The organism is Streptomyces sp. SN-593, from assembly GCF_016756395.1.
Taxonomy (GTDB): Bacteria; Actinomycetota; Actinomycetes; order Streptomycetales; family Streptomycetaceae; genus Actinacidiphila; species Actinacidiphila reveromycinica.
The window spans coordinates 632537-651239 of the sequence record NZ_AP018365.1; the positions used below are offsets into that span (position 1 = coordinate 632537).

The 18703-nt window shown below is 75.6% G+C and carries 16 protein-coding genes; 5 read left to right on the forward strand and 11 right to left on the reverse strand.

Going from position 1 to position 18703, the window contains the following annotated elements:
• Positions 1-6: 6 nt before the first annotated feature.
• On the reverse strand, positions 7-444 hold the full coding sequence (locus RVR_RS02685) for a GntR family transcriptional regulator (RefSeq protein WP_202238339.1): 438 nt from the start codon (positions 442-444) through the stop codon (positions 7-9).
• Between the two features lie 189 nt (positions 445-633).
• On the opposite strand from RVR_RS02685, the gene RVR_RS02690 reads away from it, so the two are divergent.
• Positions 634-2286: a glycosyltransferase family 39 protein gene (locus RVR_RS02690; RefSeq protein WP_237404529.1), complete on the forward strand. Its 1653-nt coding sequence runs from the start codon at positions 634-636 to the stop codon at positions 2284-2286.
• Between the two features lie 95 nt (positions 2287-2381).
• Here the strand turns inward: RVR_RS02690 and RVR_RS02695 are convergent, their stop codons facing one another.
• The 4 genes from RVR_RS02695 to RVR_RS02710 all read right to left on the reverse strand — a co-directional run bounded on the left by RVR_RS02695 (position 2382) and on the right by RVR_RS02710 (position 6739).
• Complete coding sequence (locus RVR_RS02695) at positions 2382-4265, reverse strand: coagulation factor 5/8 type domain-containing protein (protein WP_202232242.1); 1884 nt, start codon at positions 4263-4265, stop codon at positions 2382-2384.
• A gap of 368 nt (positions 4266-4633) precedes the next feature.
• Positions 4634-5653, reverse strand: a complete 1020-nt coding sequence (locus RVR_RS02700; protein WP_202232243.1) for an aldo/keto reductase — start codon at positions 5651-5653, stop codon at positions 4634-4636.
• Between the two features lie 25 nt (positions 5654-5678).
• Entirely contained in the window at positions 5679-6578 is a 900-nt protein-coding gene (locus tag RVR_RS02705; RefSeq protein WP_202232244.1) for a helix-turn-helix transcriptional regulator, read from the reverse strand.
• A 2-nt stretch (positions 6579-6580) separates the two neighbouring features.
• A complete protein-coding gene (locus RVR_RS02710; RefSeq protein ID WP_202232245.1) occupies positions 6581-6739 on the reverse strand; it encodes a hypothetical protein in 159 nt (52 codons plus the stop codon).
• A gap of 199 nt (positions 6740-6938) precedes the next feature.
• Here RVR_RS02710 and RVR_RS02715 point away from each other — a divergent pair, with 199 nt between their 5' ends.
• Positions 6939-7973 carry an alcohol dehydrogenase catalytic domain-containing protein gene (locus RVR_RS02715; protein ID WP_202232246.1) on the forward strand — a complete coding sequence of 345 codons (1035 nt, stop codon included), beginning with the start codon at positions 6939-6941 and terminating at the stop codon, positions 7971-7973.
• A 139-nt stretch (positions 7974-8112) separates the two neighbouring features.
• A complete protein-coding gene (locus tag RVR_RS02720) occupies positions 8113-8997 on the forward strand; it encodes an aldo/keto reductase (protein WP_202232247.1) in 885 nt (294 codons plus the stop codon).
• On the opposite strand, the gene RVR_RS39035 is transcribed toward RVR_RS02720, so the two are convergent.
• Complete coding sequence (locus tag RVR_RS39035) at positions 8957-9727, reverse strand: CGNR zinc finger domain-containing protein (protein WP_430393094.1); 771 nt, start codon at positions 9725-9727, stop codon at positions 8957-8959. The genes RVR_RS02720 and RVR_RS39035 overlap by 41 nt on opposite strands.
• 56 nt (positions 9728-9783) lie before the next feature.
• Between RVR_RS39035 and RVR_RS02730 the strand changes: the two genes are divergently transcribed.
• Positions 9784-11418, forward strand: coding sequence for an MFS transporter (locus RVR_RS02730; RefSeq protein WP_202232248.1), 1635 nt, complete (start codon positions 9784-9786; stop codon positions 11416-11418).
• 470 nt (positions 11419-11888) lie between these two features.
• On the opposite strand, the gene RVR_RS39290 is transcribed toward RVR_RS02730, so the two are convergent.
• The gene (locus RVR_RS39290) at positions 11889-12221 is read right to left on the reverse strand and encodes a cupin domain-containing protein (protein ID WP_202232249.1); all 333 of its coding nucleotides are present in this window, start codon (positions 12219-12221) and stop codon (positions 11889-11891) included.
• A 298-nt stretch (positions 12222-12519) separates the two neighbouring features.
• On the opposite strand from RVR_RS39290, the gene RVR_RS02740 reads away from it, so the two are divergent.
• Complete coding sequence (locus tag RVR_RS02740; RefSeq protein WP_202232250.1) at positions 12520-13017, forward strand: metallophosphoesterase family protein; 498 nt, start codon at positions 12520-12522, stop codon at positions 13015-13017.
• A gap of 96 nt (positions 13018-13113) precedes the next feature.
• On the opposite strand, the gene RVR_RS02745 is transcribed toward RVR_RS02740, so the two are convergent.
• From RVR_RS02745 to RVR_RS02760, 4 genes are all read right to left on the reverse strand, one after another.
• The gene (locus RVR_RS02745) at positions 13114-15516 is read right to left on the reverse strand and encodes an FUSC family protein (protein ID WP_237404530.1); all 2403 of its coding nucleotides are present in this window, start codon (positions 15514-15516) and stop codon (positions 13114-13116) included.
• Positions 15517-15636: 120 nt separating this feature from the next.
• Positions 15637-16503, reverse strand: a complete 867-nt coding sequence (locus RVR_RS02750; RefSeq protein ID WP_202238343.1) for a DMT family transporter — start codon at positions 16501-16503, stop codon at positions 15637-15639.
• Positions 16504-16863: 360 nt separating this feature from the next.
• Positions 16864-17484: a GNAT family N-acetyltransferase gene (locus tag RVR_RS02755; protein ID WP_202232251.1), complete on the reverse strand. Its 621-nt coding sequence runs from the start codon at positions 17482-17484 to the stop codon at positions 16864-16866.
• A 59-nt stretch (positions 17485-17543) separates the two neighbouring features.
• On the reverse strand, positions 17544-18455 hold the full coding sequence (locus RVR_RS02760) for a LysR family transcriptional regulator (protein WP_237405211.1): 912 nt from the start codon (positions 18453-18455) through the stop codon (positions 17544-17546).
• Between the last annotated feature and the right edge of the window lie 248 nt (positions 18456-18703).

Genomic DNA, 18703 nt, shown 5'->3' on the forward strand with positions numbered 1-18703 from the left:
TCCTCGCTAGCCCTGTGACCGGGAGTCGTGGGCCACCCCGGTTCCGGGAACGCGGGCCTCGGAGCCGCTCGGGAAGTACGTGTCGAGCGCGGCGGACACCAGCGCGGCGACGTCCTCGCGCCCGAGGTCGGCGTCGCGGGCCGCGGCCATCCAGGCGTGCAGTCCCGCGTGGAGCGGGGAGTCCGCGGCCGCGCCCGGCTGGACGAGCGACCTGCGGACGAAGGTGCCGACGCCCTGCCGCGCCTCGACCAGCCCCTCCCGCTCCAGCTCGCGGTACGCCTTGAGGACGGTGTTCGGGTTGATCGCGGTCGCCGCGACCACCTCCGCCGCCGACGGCAGCTTGTCCCCGGGCGCCAACTGGCCCAGCCGCAGGGCCTGTTCGGTCTGCCGGACGATCTGCTGGTACGCGGCCACGCCGCTGCGCCGCTCGATACGGAAGGTCACCACCGCCCCACCATACCCCTAGTGGATTAGTGGACCCAGGGGCCGTCCGGGGCGGTTGACATCGACCGCTCTTCCTGTCGACACTCGGTCCACTAGTCAACTAGTGGACCGAGTCGATTTCCCGCGCCTCCGACCTGACGGGCCGCGCGGTGATGACGCACGCCCTCCCCCGGGACAGGAGCCACCGCGGTGACCCTCACGCCTGTGCACCCCTCCGGCCGGGCCGCCCTGACGGCACCGGCCCCGGCCCGCCCGCGACCGCCGGACCCCGGCGTCCGGCGCGGCACGGCGCCGCCGGCCGCCGGAAGGTCATCCGGGTGGACCCGCCGCCCGGTCGCGCAGACGCTGCTCCTGCTCGCCCTCGCGCTCGCCGTGCGCGCGCCCTCCTTCCGCCGCCCGTTCTGGAGCCCGGACGAGGGCTACCTCGGCACCGAGGCGGTCGCCCTGCGCCACGGCGGCCGGATGTACGCCGACGTGGTGGACCGCAAGCCGCCCCTGGTGCCCTGGCTGTACGAGGCGTGCTTCGCCCTGACCGGTCCCGGCACGCTCTGGCTGGTCCGGGTGTGCGCGGTGGTGGCGCTGGCGGTCACCGCGGTGTGCGTGGCCCGCCTGGCGGCCGGGGAGTGGGGGCCGTGGGCGGGGCTGCCGGCCGGGGTGCTCACGATCGCCGCGTCGGCGGCGCTGCCGCCGCCCGACGCGATGGCCGCGACCTTCGAGGTCTTCATGCTCCCGGCGACCGCGGCCGCCGTGTACTTCGCCGCCCGCCACCGCTTCCTGGCCGCCGGACTGGCGCTGGCCGCCGCGACTCTCACCAAACAGGTCGGGCTCGCCCCCCTGCTGCCGATCGCGGTCCAGGTGCTCACCGCCCCGCGCCGCCGCCTGCGGTACGGCGCGGCGCTGGCCGCCGGACTGGCGCTGCCGATCGCCGGCTGCGCCCTCCTGCTGGGCGTGCACTCCTTCGTCTTCTGGAACTACCTGTCCTCCGGGTCCTACGCCTCCTCCGCGCCGGGGGTCGCGGCGGTGTGCGGGCACGCGGGCAGCGCCCTGGGCCGGCTCGCCCTGCCCTTCGCGGGCGTCGCGCCCTTCCTGCCGCGGCTGCGGGGGCGGCGCCACCGGATCGGCGCCTTCGACCGCACGCTGTTGCTGTGGCTGCTCGCTTCCGCCGCGGGAGTGAGCGCCGGATTCCGCTTCTACGGCCACTACTTCCTGCAACTCCTCCCCCCGCTGGCCCTGCTGGCGCTGCGCGCGCTCCACGCCGCCTTCGGGCACGCCGGCCGCGGCGCCGTACGCCCCGCCCGGCGGTGGACGCCGTACCGGACTCCGTACCCGGCGCGGGGGCGCGCCCCCGCCCGCAGGGGCGCGGACGCCCGCGGTCGGGCCACCGCCCTCGCCTGTGCGGTGGCGGTGGCGGTGTGCGCGGCCTTCGGCGCGGGCGCGCTGCGGGCGCGGCCGCCGGAGCTGGGCCGGTCGCTCGACCTGGCCGCGGCGGTGGACGCCGACAGCCGGCCCGGGCAGAGTGTCTTCCTGTGGAGCATGCACCCGGAGGTGTACTGGCTCGCCGATCGGCCCGCCGCCAGCCGCTACCTGACCGCGGGGCTGCTCACCAACTTCAGCGGCGGCGCCGACGTGCGCCGCGTCGGGGCCCGCTACGCCGTACCGGGCGCGTGGGCCGGCCTGCGCCGCGAACTGGCCGCCGCTCCCCCGTGCCTGGTGGTCGACGACTCCGCCGGCACCCCCTACCAGATGGCCGGCTACCCGCTGCTGGCCCACCTGGTGGACCGCGGGTACACGCGGGTCGCCCGGGTGGACGGGGCGCCGGTCTACCGCCGGTCCGGCTGCTGAGCCGGGCGCCGGTGCCACGGGCGCGGCCCCGGACACCGCCGCCGGTGGGGGCGGGGCGTCCGGGGCCGCGGGGCCGCCCGGCGGAGCCGGGTGGACTACGGGTAGCTCACCACGTCGGTCGGCGTCGTGTCGGAGGCGGTGACCGCCCCGGTGTCGTTGATGACGTGGCTGATGGTGCCCACGCCGCCGAGCGAGACGGTCAGCGCGTCGTGGAACTTCACTCCGGCCGTGTCGGGTGCCTCGAAGGCGTGGTAGTTGTCCACGGACGGGTTGACGTTGAAGTAGCAGTAGCTGCCCAGGCCCCATGCCTCGTGGGTGGTGACGTCGTCGCCCACCTTGTAGGCCGCGTAGCCGTCGACGCCCGGGGAACTCGTCCAGGACGCCTGGTCCGGCGGGTCGTAGGGATTCTCGTTCTGGAAGAAGATCGTCCTGCCGCCCTGGCCGTTCCACACCACCTCGTACTTCTGGTAGTGCTCGACGAACAGGCCGTCGGCCAGGACGTCGTCGCCGTTGACGGTCAGGCCGTTGTCGGCGGTGTTGGTGGTCCAGCCGACCGAGCCGGAGTTGCCGTGGTCGGCCCGCCAGGCCCAGATGTGGTCGATGATGGTGTCGTTGCTGTTGACGACCAGGCTGTCGGTGGCCTTGCCGGCGTTCTCCCCGCCGATCCGGAAGAAGACGTCCTGGATCGTGGTCGGGTCGGCCGAGTGGTCAGCGGAGGACCCGGAGGGCCCGACGGTCAGCAGCGCCTGCGAGTTGGTGGTGCCGGCGTCGAAGAGCAGGCCCTTGAGCCGGACCCCGTCCACGTCGGCGACCTTCATCGCGTCCACGCCGTTGTCCGGGACGAAGGTCGGGTAGCCGACGCCCAGGATGGTGGTGTCCGCGCGCGTCACGTCGAGCGTCTGGTCCAGGTGGTAGACGCCCGGGGTGACGAACAGGTTGCAGCCCTCGGAGAGCGCGTTGTTGATGGTCTCGGCCGTGTCGCCGGCCTTCACCACGTAGAACTGGCTCATCGGCAGCGAGGTGCCGGCGGTGCTGCCGTTCGCCCAGCTCGCACCCGAGGAGTTCGTCTCCAGGCTCGGCTCGAACACCCGGTAGTCGCCCGAGCCGTCCACGTACAGGTACGGCACGTCACGGGAGACCGGGGTGGTGGCGAGCGTGGTCTCCGGCGGGTTGGGGAACGTGGTGGACGGCGCTCCGGACACGCCGGAGAAGACCATGTTCCACACCCCGCCGTCCCAGCTGCCGAGGTCGCTGTTGCGGGTGTACCACTGCTGCTGCGACACCGACGACGCCTGGCCGCTGACCTTGGTGTCGGCGATGAAGCCGCCGCTGGCGTAGCCGTAACTGGCCGGGTAGAGCGCCAGGTTGCCGTGCACGTCGATGCGGCGGAAGGGCGCGGCCTGGGCCACCGCCCAGCGGTCGGTGCCGCTGGAGGGGTTGATCGCCAGGTTCTCCGCGCTGCGCCAGAAGTTCTGCGTGGCGTTGCCGGCGTCGGAGGCGTTGAAGGCGTCCACGGTCACGTCGCCGTTGATGGTGACGTCGTCCGGGTTCTGGCCGAGGCCCGCCACGGAGGTGTAGAAGCCGACGTTGTCCTCGACGCCGTAGGTACCCGGCTTGAACAGGTCGGCCACCCGGTTCTCGCTGAACTGGGCGGTGGCGGTGTCCTTCATCTGGTTGAACTGGGTGTCGAGTTCCGACTGGATCGCGGCGTCGCCCATCGACGGGTCGAAGACGTGCACGTTCGGCCCGAAGTCGGGGGTGTCGGACTGCGCCGGGCAGTCCGCGGCGTCGGCGGCGGGCCGGGCGGCCGCGCCGCCGCGGCCGGCGGACTCCGCCGAGGCGGAGCCGGCCGCTCCGGTCAGGCCCGTCAGCGTGGCGAGCAGCAGCGCGCCGGCGCCGAGTGCGGCGTAGCCGCGCCGGCGGGTGCTCGCGGGGCGCCGGCGGTCCGCGGTGGGGGCCGCGAGGGATGGTCTGCGCATGGAGGTCCTTTCGCCCGGGTTCACGAAGTGAACGCTCGGGTCAGCGCGGATAGTGGGGTTGATCGCGCTTGTATACCGCTACTTCACAGCCAATGCGCCATACGATCCTTTGATTCGCATATCAGAGAACGCTCTCAATCTAAGGATCGGGGGTGCAGCGGCTCGTTAGGCAGTCTCAGCCGAGCCCGGCCCACCGTCAAGGAGTTGGCGGCAGCCCCGCACACACTGATCACATCGCGCACACCGGACACCCACGGCCCGCCCGTCGCGCGCCGACCGGGGGAAGAGGCGGGAAGGCAGGGAGCCGGAGAGGCGGGAAGCCGGGGGCGGTTGAGGCGGCCGGCGGGGGCGGCGCCGCGCCCGGTGGCTCAGCGGCGCCGCTGCTCGGGTCGCAGCTCGAAGTCGCCGTAGCTGTTGTCGGCGGGGTTGACCGTCACCCCGGGGGCCACGATCGCGTCGATACGGTCGAGGACGTCGGCCGGCAAGGCGACCTCGGCGGCGGGCAGGAAGGCGTCGAGCTGCTCCATGGTGCGCGGCCCGATGATGGCGGAGGTGACGCCGGGGTGGTTGACCACGAAGGCCACCGCCAGCTCGATCAGGGTCAGGCCGGCCTCCTCGGCCAGGAGCGCGAGCTGCTCGACGGCCTCCAGCTTGCGCCGGTTGGCCGGGGAGTCCATGGCGAAGCGGGCCGGCGGGCGGGCCGCGGAGGCCGGGCCGGCGGAGGTGTCCTCGCGGTAGCGCCCCGACAGCCAGCCGCCGGCGAGCGGGCTGTAGGTCAGCGTGCCCATGCCGTGGCGGCGCGCCGTGGGAAGCACGTCCTCCTCGATGCCGCGGACGAGGATCGAGTACGGCGGCTGCTCGGTGACGAACCGCTCCAGGTGGCGTTCGCGGGATGTCCACTGGGCCTCGACGATCTGCGAGCCGGAGTAGGACGAGGAGCCGAGGTAGCGGATCTTCCCCTGGCGCACCAGGTCGGTCAGGGCGCCGAGGGTCTCGGAGACGTCGGTGTCCGCGCTGGGGCGGTGCACCTGGTAGAGGTCGATGTGGTCGGTGCCCAGGCGCCGCAGGGACTCCTCCACCTCGCGCACGATCCACCGCCGCGAGCCGCCGCGCCGGTTGGGGTCGTCCTCGCCCATGGGCATGAAGAACTTGGTCGCCAGGACCACGTCCTCGCGCCGGTCGCGCAGCGCCTTGCCGACGATCTCCTCCGAGGCGCCGGCGGAGTACACGTCCGCGGTGTCCACGAAGTTGATCCCGGCGTCCAGGGCCCGGTGGATGATCCGGACGGAGTCGGCCTCGTCCTCGTTGCCCCAGGGGCCGAACATCATCGCTCCCAGACAGAGCGTGCTGACCTGGACACCGGTGCGGCCGAGCGGTCGGTACTGCATGGAATGGTTCTCCCTCGTCGGGTGGTCAGTCGTTCCGGGCGGGAACGGCCCCGCCGGCGCCCGCCCAACTGGCCAGGAGGCCCAGGGCCTCCCGCTCCGGCGAGTCCGGTTCGGGGGTGTAGACGTTGAGGCGCAGGCCCGGGTCGGAGGGCAGGTCCATCGCCTCGTAGGGCAGGACGAGATCGCCGACCAGCGGGTGGTGCAGGCTCTTCACGCCGCTGCGGTGGAACTTCACGTCGTGGCGGGCCCAGCGGCGCGCGAAGTCCTCACTCCTGGTGGTGAGCTCCCCGACCATGTCGGTCAGCGCCCGGTCGTGGGGCGCCCGGCCCGTCTCGGTCCGAAGGAAGGCGACGGAGTCGTCCGCGGCCTTCTCCCAGTCGGGCCAGAAGTCACGTCCCGCGGGGTCCAGGAAGAGGAACCGGGCGGTGTTGACCGGGCCGCGCCGGGCGAACAGCGGGGAGTCGAACACCGGCGCGTACAGGGCCCGGCCCAGCGCGTTCGCGGCGAGCACGTCGAACCGCGCGTTGCGTACGTACGCCGGCACGCCGGCCATCGCGTCGAGCAGCCGCAGGACGGTGGGCCGCACCCGGGACGCGGTCACGGTGGGGCGCCGCCCGGGCGGGGTGGCCGAGCGGGCCAGGTCGTAGAGGTGGGCGCGCTCGGCTTCGTCGAGCCGCAGCGCGCGGGCCAGTCCCTCCAGCACCGAGTCCGAGACGCCGCCGAGGTTGCCGCGCTCCAGGCGGACGTAGTAGTCCACGCTCATGCCGGCGAGCAGGGCGACCTCCTCACGCCGCAGACCCGCGACGCGGCGGTTCCCGCCGCCGTGGACCGGTAGACCCGCCTCCTCGGGGGTGATGCGCGCCCGCCGGCTGCCGAGAAACGCGCGGACCTCGGCGGCCAGGTTCTCCCTGTCGACTCCGGCCACGGTCAGGCCCCGGGGGCTTCGGCGGTGGCCGTGCCGCAGACGCGGTGGCGGCCGCGGTGGCGGTGGCGGCCGTGGTCGTGGCCGTGGTCGTGGCCGTGGTCGTGGGAGAACGGCTCGGCCGGATCGGACGGCGCGGACGGAGGGCGGGAATCCTGGGGCACGGGGGCTCCTTCGATCGGCACGGAGGTGCTGCCGGTCCCTCCACCGTAGATCCGCCGGCCGGAGGGCTGCGAGGTACTGCCGTTACCTGGAAGAGCGGTGACTCCCACCGGGCGGCCGGCGCGCGGTTGGCTGGAGGAAAGCGGGGCACCCGCAGTCCGTCCCCCGGCCGGGAGCCGAAACCGTCCTCGAAGGAGAACCGTGCGCGCAGCACTCATGTACGCAGCAGGCGACGTCCGCGTCGAGCGGGTCGCCGACCCTGTCCTGAAGGAGTCCACCGACGCGCTGGTCCGCATCACCGCGGCCTGCATCTGCGGCAGCGACCTGCATCACTACCACGCGCTGCCGGCCTCCGCCGGCCCGGTCCGCATGGGCCACGAGTTCATCGGCGTCGTGGAGGAGACCGGGGCGGACGTCGCCTCGGTGCGCCCGGGCGACCTGGTCGTCGCGCCGTTCGCCTACTCGGACGGCACCTGCGAGTTCTGCCGCGCCGGGTTGCAGACGTCCTGCCTGCACGGCGGTTTCTGGGCCCGGGACGGCGTCGACGGCGGCCAGGGGGAAGCCGCCCGCGTGCCGCTGGCCGACGGCACCCTCGTCAAGCTGCCGGTCGGCCCGGACGACGCCCTGATCCCCTCCCTGCTCACCCTCTCCGACGTGCTGGGCACCGGACACCACGCCGCCGTCCGGGGCGGGGTGCGGCGGGGCAGCACCGTCACCGTGGTCGGGGACGGCGCCGTCGGCCTGCTCGCCGTCCTGGCGTCCAAGCGGCTCGGCGCCGAGCAGATCGTGCTCATGGGCCGGCACACCGCGCGGACCGACCTCGGCCGCGCCTTCGGGGCGACCGACGTGGTCGCCGAGCGCGGCGCCGAGGGCGTCGAGCGGGTCCGCGAACTGACCGGGGGCGGCAGCGCCGTCGTCATCGAGGCGGTCGGGCTCCGGCCGGCCTACGAGCAGGCGTACGGGGTGGTCCGCCCCGGCGGCACGATCAGCCGGGTGGGCGCGCCGCAGTACGAGGAGGCCCCGATCGGCTTCGGCAGCCTGTTCGGCCACAACATCACCCTCACCGGCGGCCCCGCCCCGGCCCGCGCCTACATCGACACGCTCCTGCCCGACGTCATGGAGGGCCGCATCGAGCCCGGCCGGGTCTTCGACCGCGGCGTCGACCTCGGCGGCACGCCCGAGGGGTACCGGGCCATGGACGCGCGCGAGGCGCTGAAGGTACTGGTGCGGCCGTGACCCGCGGCGCCCGCGCCGCGGGACGGGCATACCCGGGGCTGCCCGCCGGGCCGCCCGCCGGGCCGCCGGTCCCGCCACCGCTGCGCTCCCGGCCAGGACGCAGGTGCGACCCGCCCCTGCCGACGAGAGGAACCCGCTGATGGAAACCGTCACCCTCAACAACGCCGTCCGGATGCCCGCCCTCGGGCTCGGCGTCTTCCAGACACCTCCTGACGAGACCAGGGCGGCCGTCACGGCCGCGCTCGACCTCGGCTACCGGCACATCGACACGGCCGCCGCCTACGGCAACGAGCGCGAGGTCGGCCAGGCCGTACGCGACTCCGGGTTGCCGCGTGACGAGGTCTTCGTGGAGACCAAGATCTGGATCAGCGACTACGGCTACGACGAGACCCTGCACGGCTTCGACAAGAGTGCGGCCAAGCTCGGCCTCGACCGCGTCGACCTGCTCATCCTGCACCAGGCGCTGCCGTCGGACTTCGACCGCACGCTCGCGGCCTACCGGGCCCTGGAGGCGCTCCTGGCCGACGGCAGGGTCCGTGCGATCGGCGTCAGCAACTTCATGGTCGAGCACCTGACCGCTCTGCTGGAGGCGACCTCCGTCGTCCCCGCCGTCAACCAACTGGAGATCCACCCCTACTTCCAGCAGCGCTCCGTGCTCGACTTCGACGACCGGCACGGCATCGTCAACCAGGCGTGGTCCCCCATCGGCGGGATCACCTTCTACCCCGGCTACGGCGAGAACCGCACCAGCGTGCTCGCCGACCCCGCCGTCACCGCGACCGCCGAGGCGCACGGCAAGAGCCCCGCCCAGGTACTGCTGCGGTGGGGGCTCCAGCAGGGCCGCTCGGTCATCCCCAAGTCCACCCGGCGCAAGCGGATCGCCGAGAACATCGACGTCTTCGACTTCGCTCTCACCCCCGACGAACTCGCCGCCCTCGACGCCCTCGAAACCGGCAGGCGCGGTGGCCCCGCACCCGAGGACGTCACGCTCGCGAGCCACGGCCGCGCCGTTCCCGAGGCGTGAGCGGTCCGCCCCCACCGGGCGGGTGGCGGGCCCGGTGGGCCGCGACACGCTCGCGGGTGGCGCAACGGCGCGAGCAGTAGCGGCGGTTCGGGCCGCGTCCCTCGGTCACGTAGACGTTGGGACAGCTCGGGGAGGCGCACACGCCGCCCGGCGGCCGCTGGCGGTCCCACAGGAGGACGGCCAGCGCCATGCACGAGGAGGCGAGGAACCACTCGGCCCACGGCGCCTCGTCGTCTGCGTCCAGATGCGGGTGCCAGGGGGTGCCGCCCCCGTGGGAGGTGAGGCGGAGCGGGCCGGTGCCGGCCGCGAGGAGCCGGTTGAGCCGGGCCGCGGCCTCATCGACGTGCTCGGCGGCGAAGACCTCGCGCAACCGGAGGGCGGCCGCGCGCAGGTCGGCGAGGTCGTCGGTGGTGAGGCCGAGGGGGTCCTCCTCGCCGTACGCGCGCAGCACGGCGGCGACCTCCTCACGGACCCTGGTGCCGGCGGCCTCCTCACGGACCCTGCTGCCGGCGCCCGCGTCGCGGTCGGTGCGGGCGGTGGTTCCCGGGACGGGGTCGGGGTCGGCGCCGGGGCCCTTCGCGGTGCCCGGCCGGGGGCGGTCGGTGCCGTCCGCGGCCCTCACCTCCGCCGGACTCCCCTCCCCCGCCAGCACGTTGACGAGATCGGCGGCACGCCTGGCGTTGGCCGCGACGGAGTGGCGGGGGAAGCGGTCGTCGTACGGGAGGGTCACACGCGCAATGTAACGCAGGTGGCGCATGTTTGCGTTACCCGCGTAGCGTCCCCCGGATGGGAACGCGTGACAGCGGCCGGGCCGTCCGGTCGTACCTCGGGGGCGCGGCCGCGGCCCGGGTGGGCGACGAGATGTCGGGGCCCGCGCTGCTGCTGGCCGGGCTGGCCGCCACCGGGTCGGCCTCGCGTGCGGCGGCGGTACCGGCCGCGCTGATGGTGTCGGCGGCGGTCGGCGGCCCGCTGTTCGGCGCGCTGCTCGACCGGTCCGCCCGCCCGGGGCGCCTGTTGGCGACGGCACTCGGCGGGTACGCCGCCGCGCTGGCGCTGCTGATCACGACGCTCGGCCGGCTGCCGATCGGGGCGAGCGTCCTCCTCGCGGGGCTGGCCGGGTCGGCGGGACCGGCCCTCTCCGGCGGGTGGACCGCGCAACTGCCCCGGGTGGCCGTTGGCCGCGCCTTCGCCCGGGCCAACGCGCTCGACGCGATGACGTACGACCTGGCGGGCCTGGTGGGTCCCGCGCTCGCCGGAGTGGTGGCCGGGCCGGCGGGGGCGCCGGTGGCCGTGGCGGCGGCCGCCGGGCTGGTGGGATCGGCGCTGCCGTCGGCATGGGCGCTGCCGTCCGCGTGGGCGTCGCCGTCCGGGTGGGAGCCGCCGCGGGGGCCGAGTGCGTCGGGAAGGCCGCGCACGTCGGACGGCTCCGGCGGCACGGGCCGGGCGGGCACCTCGGGCGGCTCCGTCCGTGCGGGAGACCCGAGTGCCCCCACCGAGCCGGGCCGCCCCTTCGGTACGGGCAAACCCTGCGAAACCGCCGCCCCGGGCACTTCCGGCGCCCCCACCGGCAAGGGCGCCTCCGACCGGCCAGGCAGCCCGGGCACATCGGGCGGTTCCGTCCGTGCGGGAGACCCGAGTGCCCCCACCGAGCCGGGCCGCCCCTTCGGTACGGGCAAACCCCGCGAAACCGCCGCCCCGGGCACTTCCGGCGCCCCCACCGGCAAGGGCGCCTCCGACCGGCCAGGCAGCCGGGGCACCTCGGGCGGTTCCGGCGGACCGCGTCCACCTCGCATACCGGTGCGCGCCGACCTGGCCGCCGGGTTCCGCGCGATCCGCCGCTCGCCCGCGCTCGCCCGGGCCACGGCCGCCTCGGTGGTGTCGTGCGTCGGCGCCGGCCTGTTCGTCACGTGCGCACCGCTGCTCGGCGCCGCGGTTCTGGGTGGCGCCGGCCGCGGCGCGTACCTGCTGTCCGGCGCCGCGGCCGCCGCGCTCGCCGCCAACGCGCTGCTCGCGCGCCGTCCCCGAGCCCCGCGCCCGGACACCGTGCTGCGGTATGCCACGCTCGTGCTCGGCTCCGGCTGCCTGCTCGCGGCGACGGGACGGCCGGTCGCCCTCGCCGCCGCCGCGCTGCTGGTCGGCGCGGGCCAGGGCCCGCAGCTCACCGCGCTGTTCGCGATCCGCCACCGCGAGGCCCCGGCCCGCCTGCGCGGCCAGGTCTTCACGACGGGCGCCAGCCTCAAGACCACCGGGTACGCCGTGGGCACCGCGCTCGCCGGTCTCCTGGCCACCCGCTCCCTGCCCGCCGCCCTCCTCACCGCCGCCGCGTTCCAGGCGCTCGCGCTGCTGCCCCTCGCGCTGCGCCCGGCTCCCGCCCGCCAGGCGGACACGGTGGGGCCGCGCCCGCCCGCCGAGCCCCGCTGACCCGTGCACCGGCGCCGTGCGTCATGACGCCACGTGCCATACCGCCCTACCGCCGAACCACCCCGGCCACCTCAGCACCGCCGCCCGCCCGCCGGGCGCAACCCCGCGGACGGGCGGCGGCACCGCACCAGGGGCCCCTCCACGAACGGTCGGCGACCCGCGCGACCCGCGCCGCCGACGGACGGCGCGGCACAGCGGCGGCGAGCGGCCCGGCCACCGACGCCGCACACACGACAGTCGCCGCGGCGGCACCCGTTCGGCGCAGGTGCGGGCACCGTGCGTGCCCCCTCGTCCGCTGATCGCACCGATCGGACCTGCGGAAGAGCGCCGCGCGGCGCGGCAGGACGCCGCCCGGACCGTATCCGTACGACGGCGTGGCCGTGCGGCGGCCGCCTCGGCCGCCGGACCGTCCCTGTGCCAGGCCCAGCAGCGCGAAGTCCGCGAGGTCGGACCCGGGGGGACCACGCAGCTCACCAGTACCTCGCGGTCGGCGGCGGGCTCGGCGCGCTGCCAGGACCCGGCGGGGACGGCGACGTGGAAGCGGGGGCCGCTCCGGGCTCGGGGTCCGGGGTGAGCAGGTGCTCGGTCACGGTGCTCGGGGCGGGGCCGGGCGGGCTGGTGCGCAGGAGCAGCGGGCCGCCCTGCTGCCAGGGCCACACCTCGTCGGACGCGACGTGGTGCCACGCGTAGCGCGCACCGGGCGCCAGGAGGTAGTGGATCACCGTGGCGGAGGCGCGGGTGCCGCCGCCCGCGGGATGCGGGTCGAGCCCGAGGGCGCGGGCGAGTTCGGGCACGTGCGGCATCGGGCGTCGTCCTCGATCGGCGATGTCGGGCAGGGCTCATTGCGGGGCATACGTACGCCCGTGCCCGCGCGCCCGGCCCGGCGCGCGGGCGGCACGTGGCACGATCGGGGGGCACCCCGCGCCGCCAGGGGCTCGCCTCCCGGGCGCCGTCCACGGTCGGCGTCGCCGCACAGGGGTCCGCGGCCTCGCCACGTACGCCGTCGCCGGCAGGCCGCCTCCGCCCGCTGCCCGCCGCCCGCCGCCATCGCACCCGCACCCGCACCCGCACCCGCACCCGCACCCGCGTAGGAGACCCGCCGTGCGCCTGCTGCTCACCACCGACACGCACGTGCCCAAGCGGGCCCGGGAGGTGCCGACCGCGCTGCTCGCCGGGATCGACGCCGCCGACGTCGTCGTGCACGCCGGCGACTGGGTGGACGAGGCGACGCTCGACCTGTTCCAGGCACGGGCGCGTCGGCTCGTCGCGGTGTACGGCAACAACGACGGCCCCGGTCTGCGGGCCCGGCTGCCGGAGGTGGCCCGCGCGCGGCTGGGCGGCGTCCGGTTCGCGGTGGTGCACGAGACGGGCGCGGCACAGGGCCGGGACGAGCGGTGCGCGGCGCGCTTCCCGGACACCGACGTACTGGTCTTCGGGCACAGCCACATCCCGTGGGACTCGGTGGCCGCCGGCGGGCTGCGGCTGCTCAACCCGGGGTCGCCGACGGACCGGCGGCGCGAACCGTACCGCACCTACATGACGGCCGAGGCGGACGGCGGGACGCTCTCCGACGTCCGGCTGCACCGGCTGGAGGCGTAGGGCCTGTCCGCCGGACCCGCCGGCCGGCCCGGGGGATACGCACCGGTCAGCCCGCCGGACCTGCCGTTCAGCCCGGGGGCGTACCGGCCGTACCGGTCAGCCCGCGGGCCGGGCCGTGGCCGCGCTCCCGCCCGTGCCGCCGGAGGACGCGCGCCGCTGCGTGCCGTCGTCCTCCATCGGCGCCCGCAGCGGCCGCGCCAGCGCGGTGATGCCCTCGTCGAGGCGTTGCAGGTGGCGCAGCACCCGGTAGGTGACGGTGCCGGAGCGCAGGTGCGCGCTCCCGGAGTCCTCCAGCATCGACGCGATGCTCGGCCCGGTCCGCACCTCGGGTCCGCGGCGGGGCGCGGCTCCCTTGCCCTTGCTCCCCTGCGGCCGGCCGCCCTCCCCCGGTGGGCCGGCCGCCCCCTCCCCCGCCATGGCGACCGCCCGCTCCCCGGGCGTCTCCTGCTCCTCGACGTGGCTGATGAGCGCGTCGATGTTGTGGGCGATGCGCGGGCCGACCGCGGCGAGCCGGGGATCGGCGGCCACGCTCCTGCTGTAGGGCACCAGTTCGGCGGTCGCCGCCAGTGAGCGGGCGTGGTAGGCGCAGGTCTCCAGCAGGGCGACGAGGTAGCGGGCGGTGCGGCGGCGCACCCGCAGCGGGGTGATCGGGTAGGTGAGCGGGCTGGTGGAGCGGCGCAGGGCGTCCAGCGCGGTGTCGAGGTCGCGGGCCATGTCGACGAGGTCGACGGCCGGTCCGCCGCCGAGCTGGTCCACGGCCGCCACCGACACGTCGCGCAGCCGGGCCAGCACCGTGACGAGTTGGGCGTCGGTGTGCTCGTCGGTGCGGATCGGCAGCACCAGCACGGCGGCGATCACCCCGCACGCGGCGCCGAGCGCGGTCTCCTCGATCCGCAGCACCAGCACCGACAGGCTGTAGGTGTGCAGGAGCGTGTAGAGGAGTCCGAGCATGGCGGTGACGAAGAACGACATCAGCGTGTACGACACCGGTGCGGTGAAGAACATCGCGAAGATGAGGACGAGGACCAGCGCGAACGCGGTCCAGGTGTGCGGGCCGACCGCGCCGGCCAGCAGCACACCGGCGACGACGCCGCAGATGGTGCCGAGCAGCCGCCGGTAGCCCTTGACCAGGATCTCGGCGGTGGAGGTGGTGTTGAGGAACACCACCCAGCAGGTCAGGACGGCCCAGTACCAGCGCTGCGAGGACAGGAACTCGCCGCCGACGACGGCGAGCGCGGAGCCGGTGGCGACCTGGAAGGCGGAACGGGTGCTGGGGCGGTCGAGCCCGGTGCGCGCCGCGGGGGCGGGGTCCTCGGCCAACGCCAGGTCCTCGGCCTCGAACTCCTCGCGGGAGCGGACGGTCTCGGGGGCGTCGTCGGACTCGTCGCCGGGGCCGTCGAGGGCCATCCGCAGGCCGAGCACGGCGCGCGCGGCCTCGCCGACACCGCGGAAGGCGTCCTGGACCGCGGGGGTGGCGCGCGGCAGGTTCGCGTCGTCGCGGTAGCCGAGCAGCCGGTTGCGCAGGTGGGTGACGCCGGTGCCGAGGTCGTTCTCGGACAGCCGCGCGACGAGCACCTGGAGGGCGCGCATCTCCTTGCGCAGGGTGCGCACGGCGTCGTCCTCGTCGCCGAGCCGGCGGACGGGGGCGGGCAGCGGCGCGTTCGGCAGGTGCAGGGTGAGGGTGTCGGCGTGGCCGGTACCGCGGGTGTTGAGCAGCAGGATGCCGAGCCGCTCGGCGGCGATCTCGGCGTCCACGACGCGGCGTTGGAGCTGGTTGGCGGTGGCCTCGTCGGTGGTGCCGTCCTCCAGACGGGCCTGGATCATCAGGGCCGTGTCGTGCAGCCGCGCGGTGTCCTTGCGCAGGTCGGTGACCGCGCCGTCCAGCCGGTCGGCCGGGGACTCCAGCACCTCGCGCTGGGTGGCGACCAGTTGCGCGGTACGGGCCCGGAACGCCTGCCGCAGCCGGCGCAGCGTGCGCTCCGGCGTCTCGGGCACGAACGCGAAGCGGGTCAGCGCGCTGCACGCGAAGGCGATGGCCAGCGTGCGGCACAGCCCGGGCAGGTCGGAGGAGGAGGCGTGCACGAACAGCGAGACGAAGTAGACCTGGAAGCTGATCATGCCGATGGCGGTGTAGCGGTCGCCGAACCGGCGGACGTAGGCGGCCACGAAGATCAGCAGCACGAAGAAGATGTCACCCACCACGACGTGCGGGTTGAGCACCGAGCCGAGCGACACCGACACCAGCGCGGCGGGCAGGCCCAGGGCGAGGGTGACGGCCTGGTCGGCGACCCGCTTGTCCCGGATGGCGAAGGTGGAGACCATCGCGGCCATCGCGCCGGCGACCAGTTGCGTGACCGGGGTGTCCATCGCGGCGAGCACCAGCAGGGCCAGCCCGATCGAGCCGACCGTGCGCAGGCCGGCCATCAGCCGCAGCAACCCGGGGTCGGAGGCCGAGTAGCGGTCCCACAGGTCCGTGAGTGCCCTACGTGTCCCTGCCATCGCCACTGTCGTGTTCCCTCGGGTGTTCGACCACCCACAGCATCCCATGCACACCGCCCGGTCCCGCGCGCGGCACCCCGTGACCTGCGCGCGGTCCGTGTCCCGGCGGTGCCGCGGGGACTACTTGGCGCCCAGTTCGCGGGTGAGCGCGACGGCCTTCGACAGGTAGACGGTGCCGGCCACGACCATGGCCACGCCGAGGAGTTCCGGGACGAGCCACCAGCCGGTACGGATGTGCTCGTCGTAGACGGTCAGGCCGAGCACCAGGCTGAGGGTCGCGTCGCCGAGCGTCAGGGCGGGCTGGGAGGCGGCGATGGAGCCGGACTGGAGGGAGTTCTCCAGCAGGAACACGGCCGTGATCCCGCACAGCGCGAACCCGTAGGTCTGCCACGCCGCGAGGAACGCGCCGAAGCCGTCCGCGGAGAAGGTGTTGGCCGCCGACTTCATCAGGGCCGCGGTCAGGGCGTTGGCCGCGGCGGCCGCGACGCCGAGCAGCGCGGCACGGGCCGGGCCGGTGCGCCGGTGCCGGGCGAGCGCGACGGCGGCCACGGTGAAGCCGCCCACCCCGGCGACCGCCGGCACCCACCGGGCCAGTGACGCCTGGTCGGTGCCGCCGTCGGGGGCGGCGCAGGCCAGCCCGATCGCCAGCCCGAGCACCATGCAGGCCACCGCGACCCAGCCGCGGGTCGGCAGGCTGCGATGGAGCACGGGCATGGCGATCAGCAGCGCGAAGGGCAGTTCGAGCACGAACACCGGCTGGGCCAGCGCCAGGGGGCCGGTGACCAGCGCGAGCGCCTGGAACAGCGCGGCCCCCGCCACGCCGCAGATGCCCAGCAGCCACGCCGACTGGTGGAGCATGTCCACCAGCAGCCGGAAGCGCATCGCGTCCTCGGCGGGCACCCGCAGCGCGGCCTTGCGTTGGAAGACGGTGCCGGCCGCGTTGCTGGCGGCGCCGAGCAGCGCGAAGAGCACACACAGCACCAGCAGGGCGGACCTCCCGCAGCGTCACTCGCGGCCCCCGTGCCGGGAACCGTCTCGAAGCGGCGCCGACGCGGCAGGCACCGGACCGGCGGACACGCAGGACAGGACGTTACCCGCGCCGGTCCGTGCCCGGCGCCGCCGACATGCCGCGCGACCCGCCGCGGGTCCGCGCACGCCGGCTCCCGGGTCCGCACACCCCGGCTCCCGGTCCGCGCACCCCAACTCGCGCGTCCGCCGGCCGCCGCGGTCCTCCGCCCCGGCGCACGGGGCGCGTCGGGCACGGCCGCCCCGGGGGAGGCACCGACCCAGGCGGCCGGTGGCCCTCCCGGAGCTGTGTCCCAGGCGGCCGGCCCTCCCGGAGCTGCGTCACCCGGGTATCGGCCCCGGACCGCCGCCCTCCGCCAGGTCGATCCGCCAGTCGTTGCACCGCATCGGGCGCCCCTTGGGGTACTCGAAGGCGACCTCGCCGAGCAGGGTGAAGCCCGCGCGGCGGCACACCGCGTTGGACGCCCGGTGGTCGATCGACGGGTACGCGTGCAGGTGGCGGCGAGTGCCGACCGCGGCCGCCCGCTCGACCACGGCCCGGGCGGCGGCCACCGCGACGCCCCGTCCCTGGAACTCGGGGAGCACGCCCCACCCGGTCTCGAAGACCGGCTCCTCCTGCCAGACCCGGCCCCAGAACCCGATGCTGCCCACCACCCGGCCGTCCGCCCCCGGGTCCAGGTCAGCGCCTGTGTGTGCACCCGCGTGTGGGGCGAGGTCGGCCACCACCACGTACATCCTCCCGCCGTCGGCGTCCGGCGGGAGGTAGCGCGCATGGCGGGCACGCACCTGCTCCTCGGTCTCCGGCCCGCCGAGGTGCGTGGTCATCTCCGGCGTGTTCATCCGCTCCAGCACCCACAGGTCGCCCTCGGCCCACTCCCTCAGCCGCACCGCCACCGACGCCGCCACCGACGCCCCGCCCGTATCCACCCGTTCCTCACCCATTCCCGCACCGTATACCGCGCCTCCGACAACGCCCCCGGACCGGGTGGAGGGGACGGCGCTCACCTCGGCAGCAGGGTGCCCTTGCGGCCCAGCAGGAACGCCTTGAACGCGGCGACGGGCACGCTGTCGCGCTGGCCCTCCAGCCACGCCACGCCGATCTCGCGGACGGCGCGCTGCCCGACCAGGTCCAACTCGGCGACCCCGGGCCGGGGCACCGCGGGCGGCGGCAGCAGCGCCACGCCGAGGCCGGCCGCGACCAGGCCGCGCAGCGTCTCCGCCTCCTCGCCCTCGAACGCGACGCGGGGCGCGAACCCGGCCTCGGCGCACAGCGCGTCGGTGATCCGGCGCAGCCCGTACCCGGCCTCCAGGGTGACGAACGGTTCGGCCTCCGCCTCCGCGAGCCGGACCCGCCGCCGGGTGCCGAGGCGGTGTCCGGCCGGCACCACCAGCCGCAGCCGCTGCTCGTCCAACCGCCGCACGACGAGGCCGGGTTCGACCGGCAGCGGCGAGGTCAGGCACAGGTCGAGCGCGCCGGCCCTGAGCCGTTCGAGCATGGCCTCGCCGTAGGTCTGCACGAGGTGGAAGCGGACCCGCGGGTGGTCGGCGCGGAAGGCGCGCAGCAGGGCGGGGACGGTCTCCGGGCCGAGGGTGTGCAGGAAGCCGAACGCCACCCGGCCGCCACCCGGGTCGGCGTCCGCGCGGACCTCCTCCGCGGCGCGTTCCACCTGCGCCAGCGCGCGTTCCGCGGCCTGCTGGAACGTCCGGCCCGCGCGGGTCAGCCGCAGGGTGCGGCCCTGGCGGGCGAAGAGGGTGACGCCGAGGTCCGCCTCCAGCCGGGCGACGGCGCGGCTGAGGGTGGACTGCGGCATGCCGAGGTGGTCGGCGGCCCGGGTCATGTGGGCCTCGCGGGCGACCGCGGCGAACTGGGCGAGGCGCGGGGCGAGCAGCAGCGCCCAGGCGCCCGCGGCCAGTTCCGCCGGTGCCGCGGGCGCCTGCGGCGGTTTGCCCCGCGGAGCCGCGCCCGCGCCCCCGCCGGACACCTCGGCCGCACCGGTGCCCGCGGCAGCGGAAGGCCCGGGGCCGGTCGCCGGCGCCTCCCCCGGGTCCGTCCGCGACTCCGCCGCCCCGCGCGACTCCCCCGCCCCGCGCGGGCCCTCTTCCTCGCCGCCACCGGCCACGGAACTCCCCTCCACGCTGCCTTGATGCACTGCCGGATCGA